The organism is Clostridium sp. NSJ-145 (genome assembly GCF_021044725.1).
Classification (GTDB): Bacteria; Bacillota; Clostridia; order Clostridiales; family Clostridiaceae; genus Clostridium; species Clostridium disporicum_B.
Window position 1 is genome coordinate 1 of sequence record NZ_JAJNOS010000018.1, and the last position, 14,835, is coordinate 14,835.

The window sequence follows — 14,835 nt, forward strand, 5'->3', positions numbered from 1 at the left end:
CCCATAGCATAAGCTAGTAAGACCCCTTGAAGAACACAAGGTTGATAGGTCAGAGGTGTAAGTGCGGTAACGTATTTAGCTGACTGATACTAATAGGTCGAGGGCTTGACCAATAAAAATATAAAATTCATGTGCAATTTTCAGAGAACAAAATTCTTTGAAATAAGATTCTAACTAAATCGAAGATTTAGAGAATCATAGTATCAGGTGATGATGGCGTAGAGGAAACACTCCTTCCCATTCCGAACAGGAAAGTTAAGCTCTACAGCGCCAATGGTACTGCACGGGAGACTGTGTGGGAGAGTAGGACGTTGCCTGGTAATGTGGCTCGATAGCTCAGTCGGTAGAGCAGAGGACTGAAAATCCTCGTGTCCCTGGTTCGATTCCTGGTCGAGCCACCAGGAAAAAAGCACTAACTTATGTTAGTGCTTTTTTGTTACATATTTTTTAAATCTTCTAAAATAGTATCTATATGTCCTTTTACTTTAACTTTTCTGTATTCTTTTACTAGAACACCATCTTCATTGATAATAAAAGTACTTCTTTCTATTCCCATTACTTTTTTACCATACATATTTTTTTCTTTAATAACTCCAAATAAATTACAAAGAGTTTCATCTTCATCACTTAAAAGTAAGAATGGTAAGTTAAATTTTTCAATAAATTTATCATGACTTTTTAAAGAATCTCTACTTACACCAATAACTATTGCATTCATATCTTCAATAATAGAATTATTATCTCTAAAATCACAAGCTTCAGTAGAGCATCCAGGAGTATTATCTCTAGGATAAAAATATAGTATTATTTTCTTTCCCTTATAATCACTTAAAGAGTGTTCTTTTTTGTCAGAACCAATAAGTGAAAAATTTGGAACTATAGAATTGATTTCAATCATATAAACCTCCTAAGTATAAAATATTAAATAATAATAATTATTATTATATAGTTTAATTTTTAGATTTACAATAATAAATTTATTTATGTATACAACATTGGAAAATCTGTTATAATTTTAAATATAAAGATAAAAAGGAGTTAATGTAATGGAAAATAAAGTATTAGCAATAATTTCAGGAAATGAAATAACAGAAAATGATTTAAATAATATAATAATGAGATACCCTGAAGATAAAAGAGGTTATTTTTCTTCAGATATGGGTAAAAAGCAATTATTAGAGCAAATGGTTCAATTTGAATTAATGAACAAATTAGGCTTAGAAATGGAATTAGATAAAACTGAAGAATTTAAAGCTCAAGTAAAGCAAGTTGAGAAAGATTTATTAACTCAAGCTGCAGTTAATAAAGTATTATCAGAAGTTACTGTAACAGAAGAAGATGCTAAGAAGTATTATGAAGACAATAAAGAAATGTTTAAAGGAAAAGAATCAGTATCTGCGAAACATATATTAGTTGATAATGAAGATTTATGTTCAGAAATAAAGGCTAAAATTGATAATAATGAATTAACATTTGAAGAAGCTGCAAATGAATATTCTTCATGTCCATCAAAAGAGCAAGGTGGGAACTTAGGTGAATTTGGTAGAGGAATGATGGTTCCAGAATTTGAAAATGCTGCATTTGAGTTAGAAACAGGAGTAGTAAGTGAACCAGTTAAAACTCAATTTGGATATCACTTAATAAAGGTAGAATCTAAGAATGGTGCAGATGTTATGCCATTTGAAGCTGTTAAACAAGAAGTTTTAGGAAGACTTACTCAACAAGCTCAAGAAAAGAAGTTTATGACTGTAATAAAGGAATTAGAAGATAAATACGAAGTAAAAAGATTCTAATAATATAAGACATAATAAAAGAACTGTACTAATTGACAGTTCTTTTATTATGTTATTAATTTTGTATTGTATATAATAAAACTTATTTTTATTTAAATTAATTCATTGTAATTAAGAATATATCTATCACAGGTTTGAGTTAAAATTTCTTTCTGATCTTCAGATGCTTTATCATAAATCCCTATAACCTTCATTCCAGCTAGCTTAGCTCCATTTACAGCAGCTATTATATCCTCAAAAACTACACAATTCTTAGGAGATACATTAAGTTTATTAGCACATAGAAGATATACATCAGGATTTTCTTTACTCTTTTTAACTTCATCAGTAACTGTTATAGCATCAAATAAATGATAAATACCATTATTTTTTAGTGTAGCTTCTAACAAAGGAAGTGAATTACTAGTAGCTAGTCCTATTTTTATATTTAATGATTTCAACTTATTAAAGAATGGAATTACACCTTCTTTAAGTTTTACTTTAGATGAATAGAAGTCATAGGCCATATTATTCCAAGTATCAGTAATTTCATCAATAGAGTCAGATAAATTGAATCTATCCTTAAAATATTCTGCAGTTTGTCTAAATGTTAAATGTGTTATATCATCCTTTAAATCTTTAGGTGGTGTATATCCTTTACTTTTTAAAAAATCAATATCGATTTGTTCCCATACCCACATAGAATCAACTAGTGTTCCATCAAGATCAAAGATTGCTGCTTTAATTGTGTTCAAAATATCACCTCATGATAAATATATTTAAAGTTATGTATAGTAAGTTAGTAATTTTAACAATAAAAAAAGGTAGGTTTTATTACCTACCTTGGTCGGGGTGACAGGGATCGAACCTGCGACCTCATGGTCCCAAACCACGCGCGCTCCCATCTGCGCTACACCCCGTAGCACATGATTATTATAAAACTTATATAGATATATGTCAACAAGTTTTTTAAAAAATATATAAATTTTTTTAAAAGTATAATAAATTAAGAAATTTAGTAATATAAATAAAATGATAAATCATTTTCATACAAGTATAAGTATGGTAATTTGTATGTATTGTATACATTATAATAGCGTATTATGGCTAAATAAGAAAAATTACCATTGTCCTAACTTTCCATAAGTGTTATAATGGTAATGTGTTACAAAAGGAAAGGGGGAAGGTCTGAAGACCAAGCAAAGATGAGAAAGAAAATTTTATCTGCGATTTTGGCCACGACAATTATAGCAAGTTTTAGTATGCCGGCTTTCGCAACACCAGAACAAGATGTAATAGAAAATCAACAGGAATATGACAGATTAACTCAAAAAATAGATGAAATAAATGGTGAGATATATGCGTTAAATGGACAAATCGAGCCATTACTGGAAACGATAGAAAATAACCAAAAACAAATGGATGACATTAAAGTTGAGGTTACAAATACTGAAAAAGAAATTGAAGCTGCCAAAGAAGAAATACAGAAAACAGAAGAAGTACTAGGTAAAAGAGTTAGAGAACTATACAAGTCAGGTGGACAAGCAAGTTATTTAACACTTATATTTAGTGCAGATAGTTTTAATGATTTATTAACTAAGGTAGAAGCTACATCAAGATTAATTAACATCGATAAAAAGATGGTTAAAGAACTTAATGACAAGCAAGAAAAACTAGATAATAAGATTAAGTCACTTGATGAGAAAAATGCTGAATTAGCTAAGATTAATGAAGAAACTTCAAAAACTTTAAGTGAATTTGAAGAAAAGAAAGCAGAACAAGAAAAATTAGTTGAAGAAGCAAAAGCAGAACAAGCTATATTTGAAAGAGATTATTTAGCTGTATCTGAAAGAAAATTAATTCAATATCAAATTGGTGTAATTCAAGATTCATCAAGTTCGCTTGATGAACTACAAAGTGCAATTAGCCAATTAAGAAACATCAGAGACAATCAAATTAAGAGTAGTATAGTTGAAGAAGAAATAAATGAATATATAGAAACTGCTAAGGTTAGAGTTGCTGAGATTGAAGCTGAACAAGCTGCTGCTAATAAACCTAACAGAGGTGAAGTTTCTGCAACAGGAAATGCTATAGTTGATTTTGCTTATGGATATCTTGGGTCTCCATACGTTTGGGGAGCTACAGGTCCAACAAGCTTTGACTGCTCAGGATTTACAAGTTTCGTATATAGAAACGCTGCAGGTGTTGAAATTACAAGAACAACTTATAGCCAAATGGGAGTAGGAACTGCTATTTCTTACGATCAACTTCAACCAGGAGATTTAGTATTTACTTATGGTGGAGATCATGTTGGTATATATGTTGGAGGAGGAAGTTACATACACGCTCCAACTGAAGGAGATGTTGTTAAGGTATCACCTGTAACATCATTCTACACAGCTAGAAGAGTACTTTAATATGTATTTTAAGACTAGGGTTTAATTCCTAGTCTTTTTTGTGCATAATAGTAGTAAAGATATTTGGAGGATTAATATGGACGTTAATATAAATATAGATGAGAGTATTGATGATTTACAGTTAAATGGATTAATGTTAATTCAAAAGCAATCAGGATTTAGATTTGGTGTAGATGCTGTGCTTTTATCAGATTTTGCTAATGTGAAAAAGAAGCATAGAGTCTTAGATTTATGTACAGGAACAGGAATAGTTCCATTTTTAGTTTATGGAAAGTATAGTCCTAAAGAAGTATGGGGGGTAGAAATCCAAGAAGATATGGTTGAGATGGCCAATAGAAGTTCACAATTAAATAAAACTGATGATATAGTAAAGTTTAAGTGTGCTGATTTAAAAGATAAAAAGCTTGTTAATGAATTAGGTAGATTTGATGTTGTTACTGTTAATCCACCATATAAGCTTAATAATGCTGGAATTTTAAATCCTAATGATAAACTTGCTATAGCTAGACATGAAATACTTTGTAATTTAGAAGATGTTATAGTGTCAGCTAGAAGATTATTAGCTGATAACGGAAGAATGTTTATAGTACATAGACCAGAGAGATTAGCTGATATATTTGGGTTAATGAGAAAGTATAATATAGAGCCTAAAAGGGTTAAGATGATTCATCCAAGTGCTAAGAAGGCACCTAATATAGTTTTAGTTGAAGGACAAAGAGATGGTGGAGCATTCTTAAAATGGGATGAACCGTTGTATGTATATGATGAAAACGGAAATTATAGCAAAGAAATAGATAAGATTTACGGGAGACTTTAAAATGAGTTTAGGAAAAATATTTTTAGTACCAACTCCAATAGGAAATTTAAAAGATATAACATTAAGAGCGTTAGAGGCCTTAGAAAATGCTGATGAAATAGCAGCTGAAGATACAAGACAAACTTTAAAATTGCTTAATCATTTTAATATAAAGAAACCTTTATTTAGTTATCATCAACATAATGAGCAAGGAAAGAGTGATGATATAATAGAAAAACTAAAGGATGGCAAAAATATTGCTTTGGTTACTGATGCTGGTACACCAGGAATATCAGATCCAGGAAGTGTAGTGGTTCAAAAATGTATTGAACAAGATATACCTTTTGAAGTATTACCAGGGGCAACAGCTTTTACAACAGCTTTAGTTTATTCAGGACTAGATACTACTAAATTTGTTTTCAGAGGGTTTATACCAAGGGAAAACAAAGATAGAAAATCTCTTATGGAAGAAGTAAAAGATAAAAGAGAAACAGTTATTTTCTATGAATCACCACATAGGCTTATAGAAACTTTAGATTTCTTAAATAAATCATTAGGAAATAGAAGAATAGCTGTATGTAGAGAATTAACTAAATTACATGAAGATATATTTAGGGGAACAATAGAGGAAGCGTATAATTGGTTTGTAGCTAATAGACCAAGAGGTGAGTTTGTTTTAGTTATTGAAGGTAAAACAGATAGTGAGATTAGAGCTGAAAAAGAAGAAGCATTTGCTAACATTTCTATAGAAGATCATTTAAAAAAACTTATAGATACTGGAATAAGTAAAAAAGAGGCTATAAAAGTCGTATCTAAGGAAAGAGATTTACCTAAGAAGGATGTTTATAAGATAGCAATAGAAATTGAATAAAAGTGTGCACTAAGTGCATAAGTGAAAAGGCAGCTACAACAAAGTGATTTGCACTTTGTTAAAAAAGGAGCATTGCATTTAAGCAAAGCTCCTTTTAAAAAATATGTATATAAACTATCTATCTGACTTTAATTCGTTTAAGCAGTTTTTACAGATGTTTTTACCTTTGTAGTTAGCAACATCTCTAGCATCTCCACAGAATATACAAGCAGGCTCGTATTTCTTTAAGATTATTTGCTCACCATCTACATAAATTTCTAAAGCATCTTTTTCAGCTATATCTAAAGTTCTTCTTAACTCTATAGGAATAACTATTCTCCCTAGTTCATCTACTCTTCTAACAACACCAGTTGATTTCATTTTAAATTCCTCCTTAACAAGTTTCGACATTTTGCAGTTCAATATTAACAAATTTGTAATTTAAAGTCAATACAAAAACGTAAAAAAAAATATTTATATAGAATATTAATTCTAAATAAATTTATAAATAAACTATACTACCATATTTTTGAAAAGTCAAGGGCGTTTTAAAAAAATATGTAATAAAATGAATGATGAAAAATGGCTTGCTTACTAAGCTTTCGGTAAAAATATTCGCAAATTGAAGCAAATTAAAAAAAAAAATAAAAAAATTGGTAAAAAATGAGATGGGAAGTGAGGAAATATTAAAATGACTAAAAATAATTACAAAAAAAGGGAAAAGTAACTTGTAATAAGTTTTTCTTTACTATATAATATAATAAATAAATAAAATATGAGGTGAATAGGAATGGCTGATAAAATGGACGAAAACTATATAAGAGAATTGGCAGAAGAAATTTCTAAAGATTCTATAGTATCATATGATGATTTACCTAAATATGACCTTTTCTTATCACAAGTTATAGATTTTTTAAATGATAAATTTGTAGATGATAAATATACTAATAATATAGTACAAAATTATATTAAAAGTGAAGTAATTAGTAAGCCAGAAGATGGTAAGAAAAGAGGATATACTAAAATTCATTTAGTTCAACTTGTATTATTAAGTTTTATGAGACCTGTACTTACTACTGAAGAGATTAAAAAAGTATTTAGGTTAGCATTTAATGATATAAACGATAGATCGGATGATATTATTGCATGGGAAACAGCGTATAAAATTTTTGTCGAAACTCAGAGCAATAGCTTTACAGAGTATTTAAATACTCCAGCATTAAATGAAGATAAATTAAATGAAGTAATAAAAGAACTTAAATTAGATGAAAAAGATGAAAATAGTATAAGAACTTTTGTTGTAGTTATGACATTAATTGCTCAAGCAAGTGCAATTAAGAAATTAGTTCAAAAAATAGTAAACGAATATCATTCAGAATAAGAACTGTCTTAAGTGGGCAGTTCTTTTATTATGATTACTATTAAAATTTGATATAATAAGTATATTAGATTTAGGTAGGGATAAGACATGAATTTAGTAGTTAAAGAATCTGTAAGAGGAATAGTTGAATATATATTACAACAAGGAAGTCTTGACGATAGGCATGTATCAAGAACGAGAGCTATAGAAGGAACTATAGCTCATGGAAAACTTCAAAGTGATAATGCAAAGATATATGTCGAATATGAAAAAGAAGTTAAGATGGAAGGGAAATTTGACTATGGAGATATTTTATTATTAGTAGAAGGTAGAGCAGATGGAATAATAAAAGAAAATAGTGAAGTTATAATTGAGGAAATTAAATCTACTTATAGAGATTTATTATATATAGATGAAGATTATAATCCATTACATTGGGCTCAAAGTAAGTTTTATGGATATTTTTATTGTAAGGATAATGAATTAGATAGTATTTCTATAAGATTAAGTTATTATAATTTGAATACTAGTGAAGTAAAAAGTTTTCAAAAGGTATTTTCATTTAATTTATTAAAAGAGTTTGTATTTAATATAGTAGATAAATATATAGATACTGTTAGATTAAGAGAAAATTTCAAAGTTGAAAGAAACAAAAGTATAAAAGAGATTAAATTTCCTTTCGACACATATAGAAAAGGGCAACGAGAGTTAGCAATGAACTGTTATAGCTCTATAAAGCAGAGATGTATATTATTTGCTCAAGCGCCAACTGGCATAGGAAAGACTATATCTACTATATTTCCTTCTATAAAAAGCTTAGCTGAAGGAAGAGGGGAAAGAATAGTATATCTAACATCTAAAACTATAACTAGAGTTGTTGCAGAAGAAGCTTATATGAGACTTATTAATAATGGATTAAAGTTTAGATTTATAACCTTAACTGCTAAAGAAAAAGCTTGTATAAATAGCGAAGTTAAATGTAATCCAGATGATTGCCCATATGCAGTAGATTATTTTACAAAGATTAATTCAGTAATAAGTGAAATATTAAGAGAGGAAAGTATATTTTCTAGGACAACATTAGAGAAGTATGCAAGAAAATTTAAAGTATGTCCTTTTGAATTAGCTTTAGATCTATCATTATGGTGTGATGGAGTTATTTGTGATTATAATTATGCATTTGATCCTAGAGCAAAATTAAAACGGATTTTTGAAGATGACAATGAAAAAAATATAATCTTAATAGATGAGGCTCATAATTTAGTAAACAGAGCAAGAGATATGTATAGTGGAGAAATATTTAAAAGTAAAGTTCTATCAATTACTAGGTTATTAAAAGGGAAAGTTCCTAAATTATATAAAGTGGCTAATAATATAAATAAAGAATTAATTGAAATAAGAAGAGAATTAGAGGAAAGAAATGTTAATACGCTATATCACAATGTTCAATATAAAGAATTAATTAAATTACTTAAGGTATTTATAGCTGAAGCAGATGAGTATCTAGTAAAAAGCAAAAATACTAATGGATATGAAGAAATATTAGATTTTTATTATGAGGTAAGAAGCTTTGTTTCTTTAAGTGAACTATATTCTAAACAATATACAACAATACTAAAAAAAGAAAAAAATGAGTTTTCCATAAAAATATTTTGTATAGATCCATCTAAAAATATAGGTGAAGTTATAAATGGTTCATATTCAACTGTAATTTTTTCAGCAACGCTATCACCTATTAAGTATTATATAGACTTATTAGGGGGAAGTGAAAGTAGTTTTAGAGTTAAATTTAGCTCACCATTCAAAAAAGAAAATTTATCAACATATTTATATCCGTTAGATATGAGATATGTGAATAGATATAATAATATAGATAAGTTATGCACAGTTATTAATAAATTTATTAATGAGATAAAAGGAAATTATATGGTCTTTTTACCTTCATTCGAATATTTGAAAAAAGTCTATTCAAGATATGTTGAAATTTATAGTGAAGAAAATACTATAGTTCAAGGAGAAGGACTTTCTGAGAGTGATAAAGAGGAATTTTTAAATAAATTTGAGGAAGGGGCAAATTTGGCTGCTTTTTCAGTAGTAGGTGGAATGTTTTCGGAAGGAGTAGATCTACCAGGCGATAAATTAATAGGTGCTGTTGTAGTAGGAGTAGGATTTCCTATGGTATCTATTGAAAATGACATAATTAGAGAATATTTTGGGGTAAATGGGTTTGATTATGCATATGCCTATCCAGGAATAAATAAAGTTTTACAGTCAGCAGGAAGAGTTATAAGAACTGAAACTGATAAAGGAAGGGTTTTATTAGTAGATAACAGGTATAATAGTTCGAAATATAGAAGTATGTTACCACAAGAATGGGAATTAGAACTATATAAATAAAGAGCGAATCACTTTGGTGAAAAGTTTGACTTTGCCAAATGGGAAAAGTCAGCTGAAGGGAAAATGTCACTGACGTGACGGTGAAAGGATTGCCTATAGCAATTAGAGAAAGTATATCGGTGTTACTACTTTCATTGCTACGATAGTAGCACTTTCACTTTAAATTAACTTTTCCCTGCTACGTGAGTAGCATTTTCAGTTAGACGAAGTCGACTTTTAACCTACGAGATTCGCTCTTAATATTATTCTGTTACTATTATGCTGTATGAGCAGTTAAACTCTTTACCGATTTCTAGTGATTGAATTCCTGCTTTATCTTTTAGCTCTCCATCGAAGTCTACAAAATCAGCATGACCGAACCAAGGTTCTATACAAACAAAAGGACATCCTGTTGGCATAGCCCATAAGCCCATATAAGGGAATCCTGTGAAATCCATTGATAACACTTGATTATGATTTTTAGATTTAATACTAATTAAGTTAGAGTCTAAATTTTTGAATATTAAAGCATCGTTTTTAAATAATTCTTTATGAAGAGGAATAATATTTTCATCGTTTAAATATGGAATAGTATTATGAGATATTAATCCAACATTCATATCTAAAGTCATTAGCTCAGCAGTTTCTTTTTTATTAAATTCAAAGTAGTAATCGTTAAGAGTTTCATTATCTTTTAAAGGACACATAAAACCAGGATGAGCACCTATTGAAAAATAAATAGTCTTATTATCTAAATTAGTTACTTTGTAAGAAACTTTAAGATTGTTATCTATTAATTCATATGAAATACATAAAGAAAATTTATAAGGATAAACTTTAATAGTATCTTCTGAATAAATTAATTCATAAGTAATTTTGTTGCCTTCAGAGTTTTTAATAGAAAAATCTTTAACTCTAGCAAGACCATGTTGAGGAAGTTCGTATGTTTTTCCATCAACTTTATATTTACCATCTTTAACTTTACCTACTATAGGAAAAAGAATTGGAGCATGATATTTCCAAAAGTCAGGATTTCCGTTCCATAGATATTCAGTATTAGTTTTTTTACTTTGTATACTGTGAAGTTCTCCACCGTGTATTGATGAAGAGATTTTTAAAAAATCGTTTTCTATTACTTGTAGCATTAGTACACCCCCGAAAATTGTTATTTAATTGAATTATACAACATAGTTATTAAATAATTAAGATAGAAAAATAAAAATATTATAAGTATAATAAAATTTGGTAAAAACTATTATATAATATAATAACAAATTATTTATAAAGATGTGGTGAGATTTATGTCGAAAGAGAACAGGATTAATAAGAGGTCTTTCTTTGATTTTATGATATATTTTATTATTAAGATTAAGAATGATGATATCTTCGCACTAGGAGCACAGTTAGCGTATTATTTAATATTATCATTTTTCCCTTTTCTAATATTCTTGATGACAATAATAGGTTTTAGTAAGTTGGATTCTATGCAAATAATTGAAGGGCTAAGTGCTATACTTCCTAGTAGTGTTTTTGAATTAACATCTAGCATTGTAGTGGAGGTTGTAGAAAATCAATATACAGGATTATTAGGAGTATCTATAGTATTATCTATGTGGGCAGCATCTTCTGCATTTAGAGCTGTTACTAAAGGTATTAATAAGGCGTATAATTTAAAAGAAAATAGGTCATTTATAAAGAGAGCAATAATAGCTTTAATATGTACATTTGCTTTAGCATTTACTATAGTTGTAGCATTGGTATTATTAGTATTTGGAAATCTGATAGGCAATTTATTGATTTCATATATACCGTATAATGCACTCATAGGAAAGCTATGGAATTTGCTGAGATATATAATGGTTTTAACTATAATGATTTGTATATTTGCAGGAATATATAGATATACACCAGCTAAAAGAATAAGCTGGAGGGAAGCATTTCCAGGAGCCATAGTTAGTACAATTGGATGGCTTATAGTTTCATTATGCTTTTCATTTTATATAAATAATTTTAGTAATTACTCAAGACTATATGGTAGTCTTGGAGCTGTTTTTGTATTAATGACTTGGCTTTATATATCATCGATAATTTTAATCTTAGGTGGAGAAATAAATTCTGTCCTTGTAATTCGAAAAAATAATTTAAGAATAAAGTAAAAAAGATTATGCATAGCATAGTCTTTTTTTAGTTAAGATTGGATTTTAGAGATTTATTTAAAAGTATTCTTACTCATTATTTTAATTAAATACACAATTTTTAATTTGTTAAAGAAAAAATAGATATAAAATGTATAGAATGCATCTAGTTGGGCATAATCAAAGAAGTAATATTCAGGAGGTGGAATTTAATGAATAAAATAGTTTTAGTAGGAAAATTAATTAAAGACCCTGAACTAAAAACTATAGAAGATGGTGAGAAGGTATTTACTAGATTTATAGTTGCAGTTGAAAGAAATTTTAAAGCAGCTGATGGAACAAGAAAAGCTGATTTAATACCAGTTACTATATGGGGTAGAAAAGCGGAAGTAATATGTAAGTATATGAGAAAAGGAAGCTATATTAGTTTAAGTGGTAGATTAAGGACTGGAAGCTATGAAGATAAGCTTGGTAATAAGAAATATATAGCTGAAGTAGTAGCAGAGGACTTCAAATTTGTCGGTAATAGAAGAATTGATAAAAATGATGAAGATATGAATATAGAAACTCAATAAATTTGTTAAAAGTGGCTGTAAAAAAGAATGAATAAATTACTAAAAAAGTAGTTTATAAATCTTTTTTATCAGCCTTTTAATTTATGTATTATATTATTCGACAATAAGCAAATAAAAATTGCTTTATATTTACAAATAGAAGGGTAAAACGTAATGGTAAATAATTTAAAATAACATTTTATGTAGAATTAGTAAGGAATTTTTAGATAAATATGGAACAATTTTTGACATAATTTGAAAAAATAATGTGATATCTTTAATAATATGAAATATGTGAAGGAGGTATTACTATGAAGATAGTAGAATCATTAAGTTTAGCTATTGAAAATAAAGGAAAAAAGATTATGTACTTCTACAGATTAACTCAATGTCAAACAAAAAGCGGACAAGCTTTTGGAATTGAGGTCGAAAGACAAGACTTTAAAGATGAATCTTTAATAAATATTGAAAGAGATTCTGTAGATATAATTTCTACAAAAAAAGAAAAGGTTAGACCTATATTAGAATTATTGTATAAAAATAATGTATCACCTATCCATTTAATAGATATTATAGGTGCATATGTTGATGAGTGTATAGAAGATTTTAATAACGAGGAAGTTTTAGTTGCTAGTGTATAATTATTATGTATAGTATGATAGATACATAAGAGGTGATAGCATGATACTTGGAGTTGGAACAGATATCATAGAAATTGAAAGAATAAAAAAGGCCATAGAAAGAACACCTAAGTTTTTAGAAAAGACATTTACTGAAAAAGAAATAGAATTATTTAAGAGCAAATCTATGAAGGTTGAAAGTATAGCAGGAAATTTTGCTGCTAAGGAAGCTATAAGCAAAGCTATAGGAAGAGGATTTAGGGGATTTTCTTTTAATGACTTAGAAGTTCTTAGAGATGAACTTGGAAAACCTATAGTTAATATATCTAATAAGGTGAAGGAATTTTTAGAATACGAAGAAGTTATATTTCATATATCTATATCACATAATAAAAGTTGTGCAATTGCATTTGTTACTATGGAGGTTAGATAAATGTATGTTATGAGTAGAGATGGCTGTAAAATGATAGATAAAAAGGCAATAGAAATAGTAGGTATTCCAAGTATTGTTCTAATGGAAAATGCAGCTAATGAAGTGTTTTCAAAAATTAAAGATTTAGGTCAAAGTTTTACAGTTATTTGTGGAACTGGGAATAATGGTGGAGATGGACTTGCTATTGGCAGAAAACTTGTATTAGCTAAAAGAGAAGTTCATTTTGTTATTATAAGCCCAAGAGAAAATTATAGTAATGATTTTAATGTTAATTATAACATAATTGACAATATGAACTGTAAAATATCTTTTATAAAAGACATAAGCGATATACATAACTTAAAAGAAATAATAAATTTTAATGAAATAATTATAGATAGCATATTTGGGATAGGCATAAATAAAGAATTAAATGAATTTTATAAAGAAGTAATAAAGGTAATAAATGATAGCAAAAAATATATAATAGCTGTAGATGTTCCTTCGGGACTAGATTGTAATACTGGGAATCCGATGGGAGGAGCTGTTAAGGCATCAACTACATATACTTTTGAAGTGGTAAAATTAGGGTTTATAAATTACAATTCATTTAAATATCTAGGGAACCTTGAAGTAATTCCAATTGGTATTCCTAATGAAATAAAAGATATTATAAATGAAGGTGTAACTATTTTAGAAGATTATTATTATAGAGACATTATAAGAAAAAGAGAAATATATGGGCATAAAGGTGATTATGGTAGAGCAATAATTTTTGCTGGTAGCAAAGGATTTACAGGGGCAGCGTACTTGGCTACAAAAGCTTGTTTAAAGACTGGAGCAGGATTGACTACATTAATTACTCCTAAAGATATACAAGATATATTAAGTGGAATGTTAATAGAATCCATGACTTCTAATTTTAATGAAGAAGAAAAGGTGGACAAGTTAATATCAACAGCAAATGCTATAGCATATGGGCCTGGATTACCAAGTAGTAAGGAATATGAAGATTTTCTATTATATATTTCTAAAAATAGTAGTTGTCACTTAGTTATAGATGCTGAAGGGATAAATATATTATCAAGAAGGCCTGAAATATTAGATAGATTAAAAGGAAGAATGATTTTAACACCTCATCCTGGAGAAATGTCTAGGCTTGTTGGTAAAAGTATCTCAGAAGTAGAAAGTGATAGAATAAATATTGCCAAAGAATATGCTAAAAAATATAAGAGTATAGTTTTATTGAAAGGTTATAATACAGTTATTACAGATGGGGAAAAAACATATATAAATACCACTGGTAATAGTAAAATGGCCGCTGGTGGCTCTGGTGATTGTTTGACTGGAATGATAGTATCATTATTAGCACAGAAACACAGTCCTCTTGAAAGTGCATTAATCGGTGCATATGTTCATGGGAAAGCTGGAGAAATAGCAGGTAAATACAAATACTCAGTGACTGCAAGTGATATAATAGATAACATTTCAACTATTATTCATAATATAATAATGTAAAATATGAATAAATCTGAGGATTACT

General features: G+C 28.4%; 15 protein-coding genes, 2 tRNA genes and 2 rRNA genes. 14 read left to right on the forward strand and 5 right to left on the reverse strand.

What is annotated here, in order from left to right:
• The 3 genes from LQE93_RS14390 to LQE93_RS14400 all read left to right on the forward strand — a co-directional run.
• Window positions 1–113, forward strand: a 23S ribosomal RNA gene (locus tag LQE93_RS14390); the annotation flags it as partial.
• A gap of 90 nt (window positions 114–203) precedes the next feature.
• Window positions 204–320: ribosomal RNA gene (gene rrf, locus LQE93_RS14395) — 5S ribosomal RNA — on the forward strand.
• Between the two features lie 5 nt (window positions 321–325).
• A tRNA-Phe gene (locus LQE93_RS14400) sits at window positions 326–401 on the forward strand.
• 35 nt (window positions 402–436) lie between these two features.
• Here LQE93_RS14400 and bcp read toward each other — a convergent pair.
• Window positions 437–898: a thioredoxin-dependent thiol peroxidase gene (gene bcp / locus LQE93_RS14405; protein WP_186839749.1), complete on the reverse strand. Its 462-nt coding sequence runs from the start codon at window positions 896–898 to the stop codon at window positions 437–439.
• 148 nt (window positions 899–1,046) lie between these two features.
• On the opposite strand from bcp, the gene LQE93_RS14410 reads away from it, so the two are divergent.
• On the forward strand, window positions 1,047–1,793 hold the full coding sequence (locus tag LQE93_RS14410; RefSeq protein ID WP_186839574.1) for a peptidylprolyl isomerase: 747 nt from the start codon (window positions 1,047–1,049) through the stop codon (window positions 1,791–1,793).
• A gap of 92 nt (window positions 1,794–1,885) precedes the next feature.
• Here LQE93_RS14410 and LQE93_RS14415 read toward each other — a convergent pair whose 3' ends face one another.
• Complete coding sequence (locus LQE93_RS14415; protein WP_055267669.1) at window positions 1,886–2,530, reverse strand: HAD family hydrolase; 645 nt, start codon at window positions 2,528–2,530, stop codon at window positions 1,886–1,888.
• 86 nt (window positions 2,531–2,616) lie between these two features.
• Window positions 2,617–2,692 (reverse strand) — tRNA-Pro (locus LQE93_RS14420).
• A 285-nt stretch (window positions 2,693–2,977) separates the two neighbouring features.
• On the opposite strand from LQE93_RS14420, the gene LQE93_RS14425 reads away from it, so the two are divergent.
• The 3 genes from LQE93_RS14425 (at window position 2,978) to rsmI (ending at window position 5,856) form a co-directional block, all read left to right on the forward strand.
• On the forward strand, window positions 2,978–4,189 hold the full coding sequence (locus LQE93_RS14425) for a C40 family peptidase (RefSeq protein ID WP_186839575.1): 1,212 nt from the start codon (window positions 2,978–2,980) through the stop codon (window positions 4,187–4,189).
• A gap of 76 nt (window positions 4,190–4,265) precedes the next feature.
• Window positions 4,266–5,006, forward strand: coding sequence for a tRNA1(Val) (adenine(37)-N6)-methyltransferase (locus LQE93_RS14430; protein ID WP_231074185.1), 741 nt, complete (start codon window positions 4,266–4,268; stop codon window positions 5,004–5,006).
• A 1-nt stretch (window position 5,007) separates the two neighbouring features.
• Entirely contained in the window at window positions 5,008–5,856 is an 849-nt protein-coding gene (rsmI, locus tag LQE93_RS14435) for a 16S rRNA (cytidine(1402)-2'-O)-methyltransferase (protein ID WP_055267663.1), read from the forward strand.
• Between the two features lie 114 nt (window positions 5,857–5,970).
• Here the strand turns inward: rsmI and LQE93_RS14440 are convergent, their stop codons facing one another.
• On the reverse strand, window positions 5,971–6,216 hold the full coding sequence (locus LQE93_RS14440; protein ID WP_032120359.1) for an AbrB/MazE/SpoVT family DNA-binding domain-containing protein: 246 nt from the start codon (window positions 6,214–6,216) through the stop codon (window positions 5,971–5,973).
• 409 nt (window positions 6,217–6,625) lie between these two features.
• Here LQE93_RS14440 and LQE93_RS14445 point away from each other — a divergent pair, with 409 nt between their 5' ends.
• Window positions 6,626–7,216 (forward strand): DUF1836 domain-containing protein, encoded by a 591-nt coding sequence (locus LQE93_RS14445; RefSeq protein WP_055267661.1) that lies wholly within the window; start codon window positions 6,626–6,628, stop codon window positions 7,214–7,216.
• An 87-nt stretch (window positions 7,217–7,303) separates the two neighbouring features.
• The gene (locus LQE93_RS14450) at window positions 7,304–9,592 is read left to right on the forward strand and encodes an ATP-dependent DNA helicase (protein ID WP_231074186.1); all 2,289 of its coding nucleotides are present in this window, start codon (window positions 7,304–7,306) and stop codon (window positions 9,590–9,592) included.
• 242 nt (window positions 9,593–9,834) lie between these two features.
• Here LQE93_RS14450 and LQE93_RS14455 read toward each other — a convergent pair whose 3' ends face one another.
• Window positions 9,835–10,716, reverse strand: a complete 882-nt coding sequence (locus tag LQE93_RS14455; RefSeq protein ID WP_231074188.1) for an aldose 1-epimerase family protein — start codon at window positions 10,714–10,716, stop codon at window positions 9,835–9,837.
• 156 nt (window positions 10,717–10,872) lie between these two features.
• On the opposite strand from LQE93_RS14455, the gene LQE93_RS14460 reads away from it, so the two are divergent.
• The 5 genes from LQE93_RS14460 (at window position 10,873) to LQE93_RS14480 (ending at window position 14,810) form a co-directional block, all read left to right on the forward strand.
• Complete coding sequence (locus LQE93_RS14460) at window positions 10,873–11,727, forward strand: YihY/virulence factor BrkB family protein (protein ID WP_231074189.1); 855 nt, start codon at window positions 10,873–10,875, stop codon at window positions 11,725–11,727.
• A gap of 191 nt (window positions 11,728–11,918) precedes the next feature.
• Entirely contained in the window at window positions 11,919–12,281 is a 363-nt protein-coding gene (locus tag LQE93_RS14465) for a single-stranded DNA-binding protein (protein ID WP_055267653.1), read from the forward strand.
• Window positions 12,282–12,571: 290 nt separating this feature from the next.
• The gene (locus LQE93_RS14470) at window positions 12,572–12,901 is read left to right on the forward strand and encodes a DUF6514 family protein (protein WP_055267651.1); all 330 of its coding nucleotides are present in this window, start codon (window positions 12,572–12,574) and stop codon (window positions 12,899–12,901) included.
• Window positions 12,902–12,941: 40 nt separating this feature from the next.
• On the forward strand, window positions 12,942–13,313 hold the full coding sequence (gene acpS / locus LQE93_RS14475; protein WP_231074190.1) for a holo-ACP synthase: 372 nt from the start codon (window positions 12,942–12,944) through the stop codon (window positions 13,311–13,313).
• Complete coding sequence (locus tag LQE93_RS14480) at window positions 13,314–14,810, forward strand: bifunctional ADP-dependent NAD(P)H-hydrate dehydratase/NAD(P)H-hydrate epimerase (RefSeq protein ID WP_055267647.1); 1,497 nt, start codon at window positions 13,314–13,316, stop codon at window positions 14,808–14,810. It abuts the gene before it with no gap.
• Window positions 14,811–14,835: the final 25 nt, after the last annotated feature.

Bases quoted from the DNA above. Each gene is read 5' to 3' on its own strand.
- bcp (WP_186839749.1), bottom strand. From the start codon at position 898: ATGATTGAAATCAATTCTATAGTTCCAAATTTTTCACTTATTGGTTCT.
- LQE93_RS14410 (WP_186839574.1), top strand. From the start codon at position 1,047: ATGGAAAATAAAGTATTAGCAATAATTTCAGGAAATGAAATAACAGAA.
- LQE93_RS14425 (WP_186839575.1), top strand. From the start codon at position 2,978: ATGAGAAAGAAAATTTTATCTGCGATTTTGGCCACGACAATTATAGCA.
- LQE93_RS14430 (WP_231074185.1), top strand. From the start codon at position 4,266: ATGGACGTTAATATAAATATAGATGAGAGTATTGATGATTTACAGTTA.
- rsmI (WP_055267663.1), top strand. From the start codon at position 5,008: ATGAGTTTAGGAAAAATATTTTTAGTACCAACTCCAATAGGAAATTTA.
- LQE93_RS14440 (WP_032120359.1), bottom strand. From the start codon at position 6,216: ATGAAATCAACTGGTGTTGTTAGAAGAGTAGATGAACTAGGGAGAATA.
- LQE93_RS14445 (WP_055267661.1), top strand. From the start codon at position 6,626: ATGGCTGATAAAATGGACGAAAACTATATAAGAGAATTGGCAGAAGAA.
- LQE93_RS14450 (WP_231074186.1), top strand. From the start codon at position 7,304: ATGAATTTAGTAGTTAAAGAATCTGTAAGAGGAATAGTTGAATATATA.
- LQE93_RS14455 (WP_231074188.1), bottom strand. From the start codon at position 10,716: ATGCTACAAGTAATAGAAAACGATTTTTTAAAAATCTCTTCATCAATA.
- LQE93_RS14460 (WP_231074189.1), top strand. From the start codon at position 10,873: ATGTCGAAAGAGAACAGGATTAATAAGAGGTCTTTCTTTGATTTTATG.
- LQE93_RS14465 (WP_055267653.1), top strand. From the start codon at position 11,919: ATGAATAAAATAGTTTTAGTAGGAAAATTAATTAAAGACCCTGAACTA.
- LQE93_RS14470 (WP_055267651.1), top strand. From the start codon at position 12,572: ATGAAGATAGTAGAATCATTAAGTTTAGCTATTGAAAATAAAGGAAAA.
- acpS (WP_231074190.1), top strand. From the start codon at position 12,942: ATGATACTTGGAGTTGGAACAGATATCATAGAAATTGAAAGAATAAAA.
- LQE93_RS14480 (WP_055267647.1), top strand. From the start codon at position 13,314: ATGTATGTTATGAGTAGAGATGGCTGTAAAATGATAGATAAAAAGGCA.